Genomic DNA, 15,421 nt, shown 5'->3' with positions numbered 1-15,421 from the left:
GTTCTTTCCTGTTTAAAAGTGTTTCTCCATTTTGATATTTGCTCTTTCGTAAACTCCACTTTCCAGTTCAACTTCCTCAAACCCGTATTTTCTAAATAAATGAATAGCCGATTGCAACGTTGTGTTTGAGTATAAAATAAGTGTCGTTATTTGTTTTTGTTTGGCAATATTTAAGCAATGTTCAATCAATATTGTCCCAATACCGTGTCCCTGTGCTTTGTCGCTGACAGCCAATTTACCTAATTCGTAAGCCGTTTCACTTTTCTTTAACAGTGAGGCTGTACCAACAATTTCACCATCGAGTTTAGCATAATAAATATGGCCGCCTTTGTCTATGATATGCTTTTGGGGATCTGAAAGAGATGTAACATCACCTTCTTCTATACGAAAATATTTTTCAAGCCACTCGTAATTCAGTGTCTTAATTGGTTCAGATAACTCTTCTGAAAATTCTATGATTTCAACCACGTTTTTTTTACTCATTTGCCGGACTATTACTTTATAGATTTTTTTAAACGACTGTTCTTCCCTGCTTACAGCACTTCTTCCACAGTATACATTCAATTTAAAACCAAAAATATATTGGAGAAATAACAGATTTATTATAGATTTTTGTATTTTTTTAAAGAAATTAATAACTTAAAGATCCGCTGAACTACAGCTTCGGCAGCTTTAACAACCACCTAACTGTAACTTTGTAAAATTAAGCTAAAAACGGGTGAACCGCCCAAAAAAGAGGTTCTTCCAGAAATCCCCTGTAAATCTCTAAAATCCTTCGCCGATAAACCCATAATGCTGAAAAAACTCCCGAAGTTTCCGCTCAACAGGTTTTTCACTGTTGGCGCTTCGCACGAAACGAGAACTTAGCTGTTATCTGTAGTTTTTTTATATTTTTTCGCCTTCCGGATCTTTGCGGTTCGAGAAAAAAGAAAGTATTTGTATATGATTTCCGGTAATTCTATAATACATTGTATTAAATTTTAATATCACAGCCTTTCTAATTTTCTTTCTACTTGAAATTGGAAATATTTGTGGATTTACAGAAATTATCGCAAGAATTCGCTCGATTTCATCTCCTAAATTGTCAACTTCCTTTTCGGTAAATTTTCTTCAAGATATTCAAAAGTTTCAGCAAGTTCTTCTAACGCAAGATCCGTCCAAATGATTTCATATTCTTTTTCCATAAATTTTTCTTGCTTTAGAATGTGGATTCAATTTTCCTGCATCCGCTTGTGCAATTCCCTTTTCAATTGATCTTTTTTCAGCCTCAGAAATGTCGTCCCACCAATCTTTTTTTCGCTCGCAAGAAATCATATCCGAAATTTTATCAAGAATATGCAAGTCTTCAATAGTTGATAACCATTGAATTAATTCAAGTTTTTTATTTTGTATTTGTAAATCTGTATTCATTTTAAATCTTTTTATCAAAATTAAATTTAATTTTCTATTTAAAACGAAATTTTGTCAAATTGCGCACAACGGCTTACAGCTTGGCAGTTTTAACTAATTTTTGATAGATCAAAATACAAAATTTGCCATTACTATGCGGTCTTTCCCGGCGAGTACGACCGTTTTTCTGTTTAACCACTCCGCAACATAGAATCCCTTTTCCTCTGAAATCACTTTCCATGTTTTCCCGAAATCATTTGAGTAAGATATATGCCGGTCGCCCACGGCAATAATTTCTTTTCCTTTTGAGCCGGGGCGGATTTTTACGCAGGTGGTGTATCCGGCATTCTTACCGCTCGCCTGAATTTGCCATGTTTGTCCGGCGTTATCTGTAGTGGCAATGTTGTTGAAATTAGCTTCCTGTTGGGTATAATCGCCTCCTGCTGCAATTCCGAATTTATCCTTATGAAAATCAATGGAATATATCCCCTGTGAAACCGTTCCGTGAATAAAAGGGGTTTCAAAAATTTCAAAATTTCTGTTCTTGCGGTCAAGGCGCAGTATGCGGGAACTTTTTCCTCCTGTGGCAATCCAAAGATAGCGGTTACTGGCGGCAATATTGGTATTGCTGGCGGCAAATGCGGCCTCACCTTCTTTTAACTGCGGTTCCGTATAAAATTTTGACACAAAATTTTCATTCCAGTAGTTGAATTCTGCAAATTTCAGTTTGAGGTCCGGATTGGGATCACTGAAGGTGTAAAACATCCCGTTACTGTAGATCAGCGCATCGTAAAATGCATTTTTCTCTGTATCTGTGTAAATGATTCTGTTTTCCAGAGATTTTTTGTCAATTCTGAAAAATTGCGCAGGGCTCTCGATGCTGATGGTATAGAAGGTATTCCTGTCCTGTGCAAGTGTCCTGAACTGCAGTTTATCTCCGGACAGCCGGATTTGCTTTCTGTCCGCAGAATCTTTTAGTGAAACGTAACCGAATTTGGATTCGGTACCTGTATAATATACTCTGTTATTCCATATTTCGATGGCGCGGATGCTTATTTTATCCTGGAACAGGGTTTCCATCTTCAGTTTCTGTGCAAACAAAGAAGAAGTCGCAGATAAAAATATCAGTAAAGAAATTAGGTGTTTCATGTTTCTAATTGAAATTCAAAAATAAAAAAAAGCCCGACATAAAGCCGGGCAGTCACAGATTATTTTACTTTCTATTTTTTTCCTTTCAGCAGATAGTATCCATAATAGAATGTATGGAAAACAATCATGAACAGAGAGAAATACAGCAGACCTTCATCATTCACATCTACATTGCTGTGGTGCAGATAGGTTAAGACCACCAGTAAGAGGGTAAGTCCGAAACCGGAAATAGCGGTAATTCTGTAGTTTTTCGGGTCATCTGTGGTACCGTTCTGCTTTCCAAGGAATGAATTTTTAATTCCCCGGAACAGGTAAATATCAAGACCGAGCATCATCCAGGCCACAAGACGGATCCATGTATCAAACGGAAGGAAAGCCATCATACCGAAACATACCAAAATACCCAGTACAGGGATTAAAGGAACCAGTGGCGTTTTGAAAGCTCTGGGAGCATCAGGCTGAGTTTTTCTCATCACCAAAACTCCTACGCAAACCAGGATGAAAGCAAACAGCGTTCCGATGGAAGTCATTTCTCCAACTACTCTTCCCGGAATAAACGCTGCAAATGCACTTACCAGAATCATGAAGAAAATGTTGGACTTAAATGGTGTACGGAAACGCTGATGAACTTCGGAAAAGACTTTTGGAAGAAGGCCGTCCTTACTCATGGAGTAAAAAACACGGCTCTGCCCCATCAGCATCACCAGAATTACAGAAGCATAACCCAGAAGAATTGCAATAATAATGGTGGTATTGAGCCATGGATATGCCGGAATCACTTTTCCGTTCACAATATCGCCCATATTTTCTATGGCAATGGCAACAGGCGCCAGGTGGTCGCCCGCACTTCCTGATGTAAACTTGGAATAATGCACCACCCCTACCATGACATACGCAAAAACAATATATAGGACAGTACAGATCAGGAGTGAGCCCATGATCCCGATTGGCATTGCCTTTTTCGGATTTTTTGTCTCCTGTGCAGCCGTAGAAACCGCATCAAACCCAATATAGGCAAAGAATACAATGGCGGCCGCCCGAATGATACCGCTCCAGCCGAATTCACCGAACTTGCCGGTATTTTCCGGAACCAGTGGGGTTAAATTTTCAGGCCTTATGTATTTTAAACCCACAAAAATGAAAATGAGCACAATGGCGACTTTCATTACCACAATAGCATTATTTACCCAAGCAGATTCACTGGTTCCTTTGATGAGTACCAGAGACATGATGCTTACAATGAAAACAGCAGGTAAATTAATCAGTCCCCCATCAAAAGGAGTGGTCATAAGATTTTCGGGAAGAGCCATGCCAAAATTGGCTAAAAGTTTCCCCAGATAACCGCTCCAACTGGAAGCTACTGTAGCGGCACCCACAGCATATTCCAAAACAAGGTCCCAGCCAATAATCCACGCGATAAATTCGCCCATCGTGGCATAAGAATAGGTATAGGCACTTCCCGCAACCGGTATCATAGAGGCAAATTCAGCATAGCATAGCCCGGCAAAAGCACAGCCGATGGCTGCAATAACAAAAGAAATCATGATCCCCGGTCCGGCGTGGTTGGCTGCCGCCATCCCGGTAATTGAAAATAAGCCGGCTCCGATAATGGCCCCGATTCCCAACGCCACCAATGCTCCTGCCGAAAGTGTTTTTTTCAGCCCCTTTTCCGACTCGTCCGCCTCTGCTAAAAGTTGGCCGAGCGGTTTTGTTCTCCATAAATTTGACATAGTATATTTTTTAATTTTCACGAAAATATAACTTTTTTGGAAATGTTAATATTTTTTAAAAGATAATTTTTGAAAAATCCTAACATTATTCAGGCTCTCACCTCAAAATGTATTTTTCGAACAATTTAGTTCTATAAGAATTTTAGGCTGGACTATTTAGAAGAATTGCAGTTAGCGGTTCAGGCAGAAAGAGCGTTCCAAGTCTGAAATGAATTTAGTGAACAGCACTTAACCACTCATCCGCTCTTTTACTATCTTTGGCAAATGAATCTCTACGACCTTTTTCTTAAGCCTTATGAAAGCTACGAAATGTGGCAGATCATTCTTGAAGCTTTGGGCACCATCTTCGGGCTTCTGAGTGTTTACTTCTCGATCAAAAAAAATATCTGGGTCTACCCGACCGGCATCGTCTCTACGGTCATTTATGTTTATATCCTCTTTGTATTCGGGCTTTTGGGCGATATGATGATAAATTTTTACTATACCGTAATGAGCATTTACGGATGGATTCTTTGGTCTAAAAGTTCGCAAGACCACATCCACGTAGAGGTTTCCTGGGCTACAAAAAAACAATGGATTTTTGCTGCGATACTGTTCATTCTAAGTTTAGGCCTGGTAACGCTGATTTATTATTACAAACCTTTTATTGACAATAAATTCTCGATGAAAGGTGTGGATATGGGACTTTATCATTTGGACTGGGCCAACTGGCTTGATGTTTTTACGACAGCGGTTTTCCTGGTTGGTATGTGGCTGATGGCGAAACGCAAAATCGAAAACTGGCTGTTCTGGATCGTTGGCGATTTGATCTGTGTGCCAATGATGATTTATAAAGGCCTGGGAATTACCTCGATTCAGTATTTGGTTTTCACGGTTATGGCGGTCATCGGATTTCTGCAATGGCGGAAGAGCCTAAAAGCTGCATAAAATAAAAAAGCGGTAATCAAAAATTTGAAAACCGCTTTTCTTTTGGGGAAAACTCCAAAAATCGAAATGTTTTATCAGTTCGATCCTTGGTTTCCGTTGTTGTCGTTCCCACCGTTGCCATTACCACCGTTTCCTCCACTCCAGCCGCCATCGTTGCTGCTTCGGTTTTCATCGGTATAGTCTCCGCTGTCCGTGCCGCGGTTGGTTTGTGGCTGGCTTTCATTCATCCGGTCATTCTCGGTTTCGTTCGAGGGATTTCCGCGTCTGCTGTTTTCGTTGGAATCAGAGCCCGAGCGGTCACCTCTGTTTGGGCTTTCTGCGCCGGAGCTTTCATAATGGCTGCCTGAATTATCATTTTGCTGCTTCTGCTGGTTTTGGTGGTTGTTTTCGCCGTCGGTTCCAGAGCCGCTTCTGTCGTTGTTCTGCTGGCCGCCGCCGTCTTTTTGTGGTTCGCCGCCGTTATTCTGCTTGCCTTGGTTGTTTGCAAAGGTTTGACCGTTGTCGCTTTGGGAATTGTTCCCACCGTTTTGGTTGCGATTATCTTCCATAATAATAATATTTTGTGATTAAGTGATTTTATACTGATACAATGTTAAGTACTTTACCGTAGCAATAAGATACATCATTTAAGGAATATTTTATATAATGAATATCAGATCAATAACCAACAAATAAAATTCAGACAAGTTACTATCAAAGAACAGTCTTCGGCATTTTCTTATCTTTGTTCGCCGGTTATAAGAGTTACCGGAATTTGCATGCGAAATATTCTAGATTTTTATAAATACGAGGGTACCGGAAACGATTTTGTGATGATCGATAACCGCGACCTGAACTTCCGCAAAGATGCTGAACTGATCAAAAGTCTTTGCGACAGGCGGTTCGGAATTGGCGGCGACGGCCTGATACTGCTTGAGAATGATTCTGAAGATTCATCACTTCTACAGGGAGAGCGTTCTAAATCCGCAGATTTCAAAATGGTTTATTACAATTCTGACGGTAACGAAAGCACTATGTGTGGTAACGGCGGCAGGTGTATCGTAGCTTTTGCACATTTTTTGGATGTTTTTGAGGAAAAATGCACCTTCAACGCTATTGACGGTTTGCACGAAGCGGAAGTCAGCAACGGGATTGTAAAGCTGAAAATGATTGATGTAAAAAACATAACCAAAGACGGGGACGCTTCAGTAATGAACACCGGTTCACCCCACTACGTGAAATATGTTGAGGATTTGGAAGATTTTGAAGTTTACCAAAGAGGCTCCGAAATCAGGAATTCTGAAACTTACAGACGGGAGGGAATCAACGTGAATTTTGTTGAAAAAATGAATGACGGGGAACTTTTCGTACGCACCTACGAACGTGGCGTAGAAGATGAGACCTACAGCTGCGGAACCGGCGTTACTGCTGCGGCCTTAACTTATCTTCAAAATCAGGATTCGGATTCGGTGAACATCAAAGTTTTAGGCGGCAACCTGAAAGTTTATGCAGAAAAAGACGGTGAAAATTTTAAGAACATCTGGCTCGAAGGCCCGGCAAGACAGGTTTTCAAAGGGAAAATTAATATCTAAGAAACATATTTTATGAAAAAAATAACAGCAGTCGGAGCAATTGTTTTGTTTTTAATCGGAGCCTTTTTCGGTTTCAGTTATTATAAAAAATACAAAGCCAACAATGTCGCGAAGGAAGGTTATTTCTTTGTGCCGACCGGCGCAGGATATGAGCAAATCCTCGACAGCATCCGTCCGTATGTGAAGAATTTTGAGGCCTTCAAAGATGTGGCGGCAAACCGCAATATGGACCGCTTCAACCATCCGGGACGGTACAAGGTTGTTTCCGGGAAAAGCAATACGGAACTTGTTGACATGATCAAAAACGGTAACCAGACCGACCTCACGTTCAGGATTGGAGATTTTGGCGATGTTTACCAAATGATGGGCAGAGTGGCCAGGAAAACCGAGCTGGATTCCCTTTCATTCATTAAAGAATTTGATAAAATCGCTCAGCAAAAAGGACTTAACAATGCGGAAGACCTTAAAAAATACTTCTTCATCGATACCTATAACTTTTTCTGGACGGTAAAGCCAAACGAATTCTTCAAAAAATTTGAAGACCAGTACAACGGTTTCTGGACTGCGGAGCGCAAACAGAAACTTCAGCAATCGGGCCTTACCGAAAACCAGGTTTACGCTTTGGCCTCAATCGTTTACAAAGAATCGGGCGGCAAGCCGGACGAGCAGAAAACCATCGCCGGGCTTTACCTGAACCGGTTTCACAAGGGTATGAAGCTGCAGAGCGATCCTACGGTAATTTATGCGATCAATAAAGACACAGGCTTTACTCAGGATATCCGCCGGGTTTTATACAAGCATCTTACTCACCCATCCCCTTACAACACTTATGCAAATGCAGGAATTCCTCCGGGGCCAATATGCATTGTTGACAAAAATTCCGTGGATGCGGTACTGAATCCTGAAAAAAACAATTACATTTTCATGGCGGCTGATCCTGACAAATTCGGCTTTCACAGGTTCACAGCCAGCGACGCAGAACACGCCAAAAATGCCAAAGATTACCAGGCCTGGCTGAACTCGAAAAACATCACAAAGTAAACTTTAACACTTTTTAAGACACTTATTTTTAACAAAACAGATTTTGCTGCGTCTAATTATTTAAAAGGATTTTGAAATCCTGATCGTATTCCCGAAATATTCTAAATAATTAAACCATGTGAAACCCGCAGGATTGCTATGGAGTTCTGCGAATAAATTTTTTATCGATGACGACCCGAACGGAAATTATTAACATTCTTACCAAAAAAACTCTGGGATTAACCTTCGTACTTTCGGCCGCAGCATTTGCGTATGCACAGCAGAAAGTGAATGTAACCGGTAACATCGTAGACAAACAGAACAATCCGGTGCCTTATGCGTCGGTAACTTTCAGCAGCAAAACCAACAAGATTTTCAGCGATGCGGTGCTTGCCGATGAAAAGGGAAATTACACACTGCAGCTTGTTCCCGGAAATTATGATGTAACGGTGGAAGCTATCGGCTTCAGGAAAATCACTTCTACAAAAATGATCGGTGGCGGCAGCGTTGGAAGCATTTCTATCGAAGCGGAAAATCCAGGCACAGTTACTCCGACCAAAAATATTGAAGGTGTAACGATTACGGCTGCAGCTCCAAAACCGTACAGAGTAGAACTTGATAAAAAAACCTACGACCCATCCACAGACCTCATCAGTAAAGGCGGAAGCTTGCAGGATGTGCTTGCCAACGTTCCGTCTGTTTCTGTAGATACGGACGGCACAGTATCGATGAGGGGTAGCTCTAACGTGAGATTTTTAATTAATGGAAAACCTTCAGCTTTGCTTGGCATTGATGACGGTGCGAATGCTTTACAGTCCATTCCAGCGGACCAGATTGAAAAGATCGAGGTGATTTCCAACCCTTCATCAAAATTTGAAGCTTCAGGAACCGCCGGAATTTTAAATATCATATTAAAGAAAAATAAAAGGGTAGGTTTCAACGGAAGCGTAACCGGATCTTTGGGTTATCTGCCTACCACAAGTTTGAATACCAACCTTAGCTGGAGACGGAACAACCTGACCTGGTTCCTGAACGGCGGCGGCGGATACCGCGAAAGCAAAGGTGAAAACAACAGTGATACCTGGTATAATTTCCCGAATGCTGATGTACCGAAAGAAAGCCACCAGGAAAGTACCAGCGAAAACAACGGCAAAAACTACAACGCAACTACAGGTTTTGTTTACGATTTCAGCGACAGAACTTCGGTGAATGCATCGGGAACCATCAGAGGCTTTAATTCAGAAAGCAACGGAAACACCTTCAGAGAAGAATTTTTCCTCAGCAGAAATGAATTTTCAGAAAGGCTTGATGACGGATATGGCAGAAACCTGGCCCTGCAGGGTGATTTTGGTCTGGATCATAAATTTGATGACAAAGGCCAGAACATTGCACTTTCCTTAAGCCTTCAAAGAAACAAATCGAACAGCAATTCGGTTGCAAGAGAATACATCAGCGGAGTACGCGATTTTGTTTATGAAGATGAAAATGCGCTGGTAAATGATTTGTCTTTCAAAGATTTGCTTGCTCAGAATTCGCTGAACAGAAGTATCGTGGGTAAAGCAGATTATGAATTGCCCATCGGCGAAAAATCAAAGCTTGAAGCGGGCTACAGGCTCGATATCAACCGTAACAATTACGAAAACGATGTCAACAGACAGGATCAGGACAATATGACCCTGACGCAGCTGCCGCTTTTCACAAATACCACGGATTACAAGGAGACTTTCAACGCGGCTTACGCACAGTTCAAGAGTAAAATCGGAAACTTCGGTTACCAGCTTGGACTGAGGAATGAATATTCCGTGATCAACATTGATTATGCGAACCTGCAAGGTGATAAAATCCTAAAGGACAAGAAATACAACAACATCTTCCCGAGCGTTTATTTAAGCTATGATTTAGGTAAAGACAATCAGTTGCTTTTAAATTTTTCAAAAAGAATTGACAGGCCAAGATCTTTCTTCATGGTCCCATACGCGAGATACAGCAATCCGAGAAGTGTTTTTGAAGGAAACATCGACCTGGATCCTTCATATGTAGATTCTTACGAAGTGGGTTACAGCATCCAGAAAAGAAAACTGACCATCAACCCGACGCTTTATTACCGTCACAGTACCGACGATACCAAAATGTTGAGTTACAGAAAAGATGAAAGAGAAAATGTGGTTTACACAAAACCTATCAACCTGGGAACTGAAGACCGCTACGGTTTGGATTTCAATTTCAGTTATGATCCGGTTTCGTGGTTGAAACTGATGGGTGGACTTGACCTTTACGGCTATAAATCTGAAGGTACAGCGCAATACGATGCTTTAGACAGGGACGGAAATACAGTTGTACGCACCAGAGATTTCGCCGGCGACGGTTTCTCCACCAGAGCAAGGCTGAACACGACTTTCAGAATTGACAAGACTTTCAGCGTCCAGTTACAGGGACAGTACAGAGGCGGTGAAAAAACTGCGACCACAGAGCAAAAACCGATGTACGGTATGAACCTTGGCGCATCCAAAACCATCTGGAACGGTAACGGGACATTCACATTCAACATTCAGGATGTGTTCAACACGAGAAACCGTACTGTAAAAACATTCAATGAGGATCTAACCAGCGAAAGTTATATGAAATGGATGCCAAGACAGTTTGCACTGTCATTCACCTACAGGTTCAGGCAGGGTGAAAAAGTGGAAGCACCGAGACGTAAAAAAGACATCAACAGTAACGCAGGCGGCGACGATGATATGCCACCAATGTAATGAACAAGAATCCCGAACTTCGCTTCGGGATTTTTTTATGAATTTTTAAGAATTAATTTCTGCTTTCCAGATATTTCTGCCAGTTCCAGGTCGTTCTCAAAGCTTCTTCAAGAGATGTGTCTGCTTTCCAGCCCAGTTCCCTTTCAGCTTTATCTGCATTCGCGTACGCGACAGTGATGTCTCCCGCCCTGCGGTCGCAGATCTGATAAGGCACTTTCACATTATTGGCAGCTTCAAAAGCATTCACCACTTCCAAAACTGAGGAACCTTTCCCGGTACCCAAATTATAAATATCGATTACAGTGTCAGAAGTCTCAGACATCAGTTTTTTAAGGGCTGCCACGTGAGCCTTTGCCAAATCAACAACATAAATATAATCACGGATCGCCGTACCGTCCGGCGTAGGATAATCATCACCCCAAACCGAAAGTTTCTCACGGATGCCGGCAGCAGTTTGCGTTACGTAAGGAATCAGGTTGTTCGGAATTCCGATTGGCAGTTCGCCCAGTTTCGCTGAAGGGTGCGCTCCGATTGGGTTAAAATATCTTAAAAGCGATATCTTTTTGTGATGTGCCTTTGCAAAATCCATCAGAATTTCCTCGCCCATCTGCTTGGTTTTACCGTAAGATGATTCCGGGGTTTTCAGCGGTGTATTTTCATCGATCGGCATTTCATCGGCCTGCCCGTAAACGGTGCAGGAGGAGCTGAATATGAAATTTGAGATGTTTCTTTCCTTAAATTCCTGCAAAAGATTGATCAGCGAAAAAAGGTTGTTTTCGTAATAATCTACAGGCTTCTCCTGGCTTTCTCCCACCGCTTTGAATGCGGCGAAATTAATACATCCATCGATCTGGTGGGCATCCAAAAGCTGCTTCAGCAAATCTCTTCTTTTTAAATCGAAAGGATAAAAGACAGGCTTCCTGCCTGCCACTTCCTCGATATTGTTTAAAATAAATTTTTCAGAATTTGACAGATCGTCCACGATTACTACATCAAATCCTTCATTAAGAAGTTCTACCACAGTATGCGAGCCGATATATCCCAGGCCGCCGGTTACAAGTATGGTCATATGGTTTTGTTTCAGGTTTAGGGTTTCAGAAAGCTGTGACTGAGAAAAGACGCTCCTTATTTCATAAATTCCAGCACGGCATCGGTGATGTATTTCAGCTGCTCGTCATCCAGTTCGGTGTGCATGGGCAGAGAAATGACCTGGTCTAATAGTTTGTCCGTATTTAAAAAATCTGCATCATTACTTTCCTGATAATAGGCTTTTTGCTTGCGCAGCGCCACCGGATAATAAATCATCGCCGGAATTTCCTTTTCAGCTAAAAACTGCTGAAGCTCATTCCTTTTTCCGTTTAAAATCCTCAGGGTGTACTGATGGAATACGTGTCCTGAATTTTCAGCACGTGCCGGAGTCAGGATATCGGGATGCCCTGCAAATGCCTCGTCGTAGTAATCAGCAGCTTTCCTTCTGGCTTCGTTGTAAGAATCCAAAAGCGGAAGTTTCTTTCTTAAAACCGTCGCCTGGATGCTGTCTAAACGGGAATTCACTCCAACCTCGTCGTGGTAGTACCTTTCATACATACCGTGGTTTACGATTCCGCGAAGTTTATGTGCCAGTGCATCATCATTTGTGAAAATCGCACCACCGTCGCCATAACAGCCTAAATTTTTAGAAGGAAAAAAAGAAGTCGTTCCCATGGTTCCCATCGTTCCGGATTTTTTTACATTTCCGTCAGAAAAAGTGAAATCTGCGCCGATGGCCTGTGCATTGTCTTCAATCACAAAAAGATTGTGAGCCTTAGCAATTTTCATCACCTCTTCCATATTGGCGCACTGTCCGAAAAGGTGTACCGGAATAATTGCCTTGGTTTTATCCGTTATTGCCGCTTTTAGTTTATCTATATCGATCGTGAAAGTGTCGTAATCCACATCCACCAAAACGGCTTTTAGCTTCAGTAAATGTATCACTTCAACCGTTGCAGCAAAAGTAAAATCAGCCGTAATCACTTCATCGCCCTCTTTCAAATCGAGCGCCATCAGTGCAATCTGAAGTGCATCGGTTCCGTTGGCACAAGGAATCACGTGTTTTACATCCAAATAATCCTCAAGTTCTTTCTGAAAAAGTTTTACCTCCGGTCCGTTGATGAAAGCGGCGGAATCCATCACATTCAGAACTGCATTATCCACCTCCGGTTTTATTTTGTAGTATTGACTCTGAAGGTCAACCATCTGAATTTTTCGCATAAAAAATCTTTTCGTAAAAATACTGATTTTTTTGTTGGTTCTGAAATTAAAACCTGCTTTTATCCCATTTTAAGCAGAATTGCGGCTGGCATTAATATTTCCAAACAGCGAGCGCGTCACCAGTTTTTCGTAGGCTTCTGTGTTGCCCTCTCCTTTTTGAATTTTCATCAGGGCATACTGCTGAATACTTAATAACGGCAGCACGATTTTTTCCCTGATTTTTACAGATTTCCTAGATAAAGGTTCTTCCTGTTGCAGCATTTCAAAACCGGTAAGTTCCAGCATCATTTTCTTTGAAAGTTCATATTCATCATTCAGAATATTCCAGAAACCGCCAAACTTCCTGTTGTTTTTCATGTAAGATGTCAGCGGGAAATACGATTTATTCATACTCATCATCGAATTCAAAACCAAAGTCCGGAAGAAGTCGGAACCTTTGTAAAGGGCTTTCACTTCGTCAAACCTTCCTGATTTTTTCATTTCATTCAAAGCAAAGCCAAAACCAAAAAATCCCGGAACATTCTGTTTAAGCTGCGCCCACGAGCCTACGAAAGGTATGGCCCGCAAATCCTCAAATTTCAGCTCATTTCCGCTGCCACGTTTGGTTGGCCGACTTCCGATATTGGTTCTGCCGTAATACTGCAGGGTGCTCATTTCCTGAAGGTATGGCACAAACATCGGATGACTTTTCAGATCAGAATATTTTTTAAAACTGATTTCTGCGAGTTCCTGCAAAAGCCGGCGTTCATTTTCGGCCAGGTCTTTCGCTGAATTTTTAAATACATCATTTTCAAGTCCGGCCGTCAGGAGCTGCTCAAAATTATATTTCGCCTGGTCTTTGTTTCCGAAAACGCTGGTAATCGTCTGCCCCTGAATTGTGATTTCAATCTTATGATTGGCAATGGTTTTCCCCTGCGATGCGTAAAAATCGTGAGTTTTGCCGCCGCCTCTTGCCGGTGGCCCGCCCCTGCCGTCAAAGAAAATCACTTTAATGCCATATTCCTCAGAGATTTTGGTGAGGTGTTCCTTGGTTTCGTAGATTTCCCAGTTTGCTTTCAGGTAGCCGCCATCTTTGGTTCCGTCGGAAAAGCCGAGCATGATCGTCTGATAATTTCCGCGTTTTTCGATATGTTTTTTATAAAGTGGAAGTTCATAAAGCTGCCGCATCACGTCCTGAGCATTCCCGAGTCCTTCGATGGTTTCAAAAAGCGGAACAATGTCTATATTGATATCTTCGACTTTGTAGCCGCAAAGTTTGAAGAAGGCGTAAACATACAGCACATCCTTGATCTCATCCGAGTTTGAAATGATGTACCTGTGCATGCCGCGCTCCCCATTTTTTTTCTGGATTTCTTTTACATTGATAACGCTTTGCAGTGTTTCTTTGGTAATGCTCTCAAATTCTGCAGGATCAAGAACAATATCGGTTTCCAGAAGCCATTTCAGTTTGTCTTCAGAACTTAAATTTTCAACATTTAAATCTGATTTTTTTGAAATGATGCTGTCAACAACCTGCTGGTGAACCCGGCTGTCCTGGCGAATATCCAAAGTGGCGAAATGCGTCCCGAAAATTTTCACCCGGTCGCGGAAATCATCCAGAAGTTCCCTGAACAGACCATTGTGATACTCATCAAGAATTTTTTCAGCCGCATTGATTTTCGAAAGAATTTCCTCCGCAGAAATCAGTTCTTCTGAATGAAAAATACTGTGGTAAAGCTGCTGGCTCAGCTCTTCCAAAATTTCTGTAATGCCCCGGAAACTCAATCTTCTCCGCAGGTTCTTGAGATGTCCGTAATAACATTTAAGAATATTTCCCCGAAGCTCTTCTGCAACTTTCAGCGTAATATCAGCCGTCACAAAAGGATTTCCGTCGCGGTCGCCACCGGGCCAGAAGCCAAGCTGCACAATATTGGGATTTGGAACATAATCTTTGGTCCCGAAGCGGTTTTTGAGTTTCTTATAAAGTTCGCCGATGGTATCGTAATAAACATAGCGCAAATAATAAATGATGCTCCTGGCTTCGTCCAATGGCGTTGGCTTTTCCTTGTTTACGAAAGGCGTTTTGCCTAACTGCTGCAGAAGCGTATCGATTTCAGTGACGGAATCTTCCATAATTGCGCCGCGCAGATCGTGCAGAATCCCCTGAACAGCATTAGGATAAAACTGAGTCGGGTGCGCAGTGAAAACCACTCTTACCGCAAAATCCTTCATCTTTGCACGAATTTCGTCCAGCTTGTTTTCCTGAACACTGCGTTCGTGGAGCTGCATCACCGTCCCGGCATCGCTTTCGGAATGCAGCTTTGAGAAAGCGGCATCCTCGATACTGTCAAAAAGCACAACCTGTCTCTCGATGTACTGGATGATCTTAAACAAAAGTTCAAGTTTCTGCTCCTCGGTCCGCAGTTCGGTATGTTTGGTAAAGAATTCTTCCACAATCTGCAGCGGATCTTTCCCGGCTTCGTAACCGGCTTTGCTTTCTTCGTATAAAAATGGGAGCAGCATCCCGATATTGGTCATTTTATCGTATGGCAGGCTCATGAAAAGGGAGTTATAAATCTGGAATTTATTCTCTACTACCTGCCGGAATTTTTCTTTTAACTGTTCGTTTAGCATCTAACAAATTTATGCGATT

12 protein-coding genes are annotated in these 15,421 nt (G+C 41.9%); 4 read left to right on the top strand and 8 right to left on the bottom strand.

The window, feature by feature from the left end; all coding sequences use genetic code 11:
• Positions 1 to 12 precede the first annotated feature (12 nt).
• The 4 genes from CKV81_RS00370 to CKV81_RS00350 form a co-directional block, all read right to left on the bottom strand.
• Positions 13 to 483: a GNAT family N-acetyltransferase gene (locus tag CKV81_RS00370; RefSeq protein WP_095074099.1), complete on the bottom strand. Its 471-nt coding sequence runs from the start codon at positions 481 to 483 to the stop codon at positions 13 to 15.
• A gap of 684 nt (positions 484 to 1,167) precedes the next feature.
• Positions 1,168 to 1,410, bottom strand: a complete 243-nt coding sequence (locus tag CKV81_RS00360) for a hypothetical protein (RefSeq protein ID WP_095069311.1) — start codon at positions 1,408 to 1,410, stop codon at positions 1,168 to 1,170.
• Positions 1,411 to 1,518: 108 nt separating this feature from the next.
• Positions 1,519 to 2,538: a WD40/YVTN/BNR-like repeat-containing protein gene (locus tag CKV81_RS00355; RefSeq protein ID WP_095069309.1), complete on the bottom strand. Its 1,020-nt coding sequence runs from the start codon at positions 2,536 to 2,538 to the stop codon at positions 1,519 to 1,521.
• 71 nt (positions 2,539 to 2,609) lie between these two features.
• The gene (locus CKV81_RS00350) at positions 2,610 to 4,268 is read right to left on the bottom strand and encodes an amino acid permease (protein ID WP_095069308.1); all 1,659 of its coding nucleotides are present in this window, start codon (positions 4,266 to 4,268) and stop codon (positions 2,610 to 2,612) included.
• A 264-nt stretch (positions 4,269 to 4,532) separates the two neighbouring features.
• On the opposite strand from CKV81_RS00350, the gene pnuC reads away from it, so the two are divergent.
• Positions 4,533 to 5,195: a nicotinamide riboside transporter PnuC gene (gene pnuC, locus CKV81_RS00345; RefSeq protein WP_095069306.1), complete on the top strand. Its 663-nt coding sequence runs from the start codon at positions 4,533 to 4,535 to the stop codon at positions 5,193 to 5,195.
• A 74-nt stretch (positions 5,196 to 5,269) separates the two neighbouring features.
• Here the strand turns inward: pnuC and CKV81_RS00340 are convergent, their stop codons facing one another.
• A complete protein-coding gene (locus CKV81_RS00340) occupies positions 5,270 to 5,743 on the bottom strand; it encodes a hypothetical protein (protein WP_095069304.1) in 474 nt (157 codons plus the stop codon).
• 210 nt (positions 5,744 to 5,953) lie between these two features.
• Between CKV81_RS00340 and dapF the strand changes: the two genes are divergently transcribed.
• From dapF to CKV81_RS00325, 3 genes are all read left to right on the top strand, one after another.
• Positions 5,954 to 6,766, top strand: coding sequence for a diaminopimelate epimerase (gene dapF, locus CKV81_RS00335; RefSeq protein WP_169842750.1), 813 nt, complete (start codon positions 5,954 to 5,956; stop codon positions 6,764 to 6,766).
• A gap of 12 nt (positions 6,767 to 6,778) precedes the next feature.
• Positions 6,779 to 7,807 (top strand): endolytic transglycosylase MltG, encoded by a 1,029-nt coding sequence (gene mltG, locus CKV81_RS00330; RefSeq protein WP_095069302.1) that lies wholly within the window; start codon positions 6,779 to 6,781, stop codon positions 7,805 to 7,807.
• A gap of 167 nt (positions 7,808 to 7,974) precedes the next feature.
• The gene (locus CKV81_RS00325; protein WP_095069300.1) at positions 7,975 to 10,539 is read left to right on the top strand and encodes a TonB-dependent receptor domain-containing protein; all 2,565 of its coding nucleotides are present in this window, start codon (positions 7,975 to 7,977) and stop codon (positions 10,537 to 10,539) included.
• 52 nt (positions 10,540 to 10,591) lie between these two features.
• On the opposite strand, the gene galE is transcribed toward CKV81_RS00325, so the two are convergent.
• The 3 genes from galE to CKV81_RS00310 all read right to left on the bottom strand — a co-directional run bounded on the left by galE (position 10,592) and on the right by CKV81_RS00310 (position 15,402).
• Positions 10,592 to 11,608: a UDP-glucose 4-epimerase GalE gene (gene galE, locus CKV81_RS00320; protein ID WP_095069298.1), complete on the bottom strand. Its 1,017-nt coding sequence runs from the start codon at positions 11,606 to 11,608 to the stop codon at positions 10,592 to 10,594.
• A gap of 56 nt (positions 11,609 to 11,664) precedes the next feature.
• Positions 11,665 to 12,789 (bottom strand): DegT/DnrJ/EryC1/StrS family aminotransferase, encoded by a 1,125-nt coding sequence (locus tag CKV81_RS00315; protein WP_095069296.1) that lies wholly within the window; start codon positions 12,787 to 12,789, stop codon positions 11,665 to 11,667.
• Positions 12,790 to 12,858: 69 nt separating this feature from the next.
• The gene (locus CKV81_RS00310) at positions 12,859 to 15,402 is read right to left on the bottom strand and encodes a phosphoenolpyruvate carboxylase (RefSeq protein WP_095069294.1); all 2,544 of its coding nucleotides are present in this window, start codon (positions 15,400 to 15,402) and stop codon (positions 12,859 to 12,861) included.
• Positions 15,403 to 15,421: the final 19 nt, after the last annotated feature.

The organism is Chryseobacterium taklimakanense (assembly GCF_900187185.1).
Lineage (GTDB): Bacteria > Bacteroidota > Bacteroidia > Flavobacteriales > Weeksellaceae > Planobacterium > Planobacterium taklimakanense.
This window is presented reverse-complemented; position numbering and strand designations above follow the sequence as displayed.

Excerpts from the sequence above, each read along its gene's own strand:
- CKV81_RS00350 (WP_095069308.1), bottom strand. The coding sequence starts at position 4,268 with ATGTCAAATTTATGGAGAACAAAACCGCTCGGCCAACTTTTAGCAGAG.
- CKV81_RS00310 (WP_095069294.1), bottom strand. The coding sequence starts at position 15,402 with ATGCTAAACGAACAGTTAAAAGAAAAATTCCGGCAGGTAGTAGAGAAT.
- pnuC (WP_095069306.1), top strand. The coding sequence starts at position 4,533 with ATGAATCTCTACGACCTTTTTCTTAAGCCTTATGAAAGCTACGAAATG.
- dapF (WP_169842750.1), top strand. The coding sequence starts at position 5,954 with ATGCGAAATATTCTAGATTTTTATAAATACGAGGGTACCGGAAACGAT.
- mltG (WP_095069302.1), top strand. The coding sequence starts at position 6,779 with ATGAAAAAAATAACAGCAGTCGGAGCAATTGTTTTGTTTTTAATCGGA.
- CKV81_RS00370 (WP_095074099.1), bottom strand. The coding sequence starts at position 483 with ATGAGTAAAAAAAACGTGGTTGAAATCATAGAATTTTCAGAAGAGTTA.
- CKV81_RS00340 (WP_095069304.1), bottom strand. The coding sequence starts at position 5,743 with ATGGAAGATAATCGCAACCAAAACGGTGGGAACAATTCCCAAAGCGAC.
- CKV81_RS00360 (WP_095069311.1), bottom strand. The coding sequence starts at position 1,410 with ATGAATACAGATTTACAAATACAAAATAAAAAACTTGAATTAATTCAA.
- CKV81_RS00315 (WP_095069296.1), bottom strand. The coding sequence starts at position 12,789 with ATGCGAAAAATTCAGATGGTTGACCTTCAGAGTCAATACTACAAAATA.
- galE (WP_095069298.1), bottom strand. The coding sequence starts at position 11,608 with ATGACCATACTTGTAACCGGCGGCCTGGGATATATCGGCTCGCATACT.
- CKV81_RS00355 (WP_095069309.1), bottom strand. The coding sequence starts at position 2,538 with ATGAAACACCTAATTTCTTTACTGATATTTTTATCTGCGACTTCTTCT.
- CKV81_RS00325 (WP_095069300.1), top strand. The coding sequence starts at position 7,975 with ATGACGACCCGAACGGAAATTATTAACATTCTTACCAAAAAAACTCTG.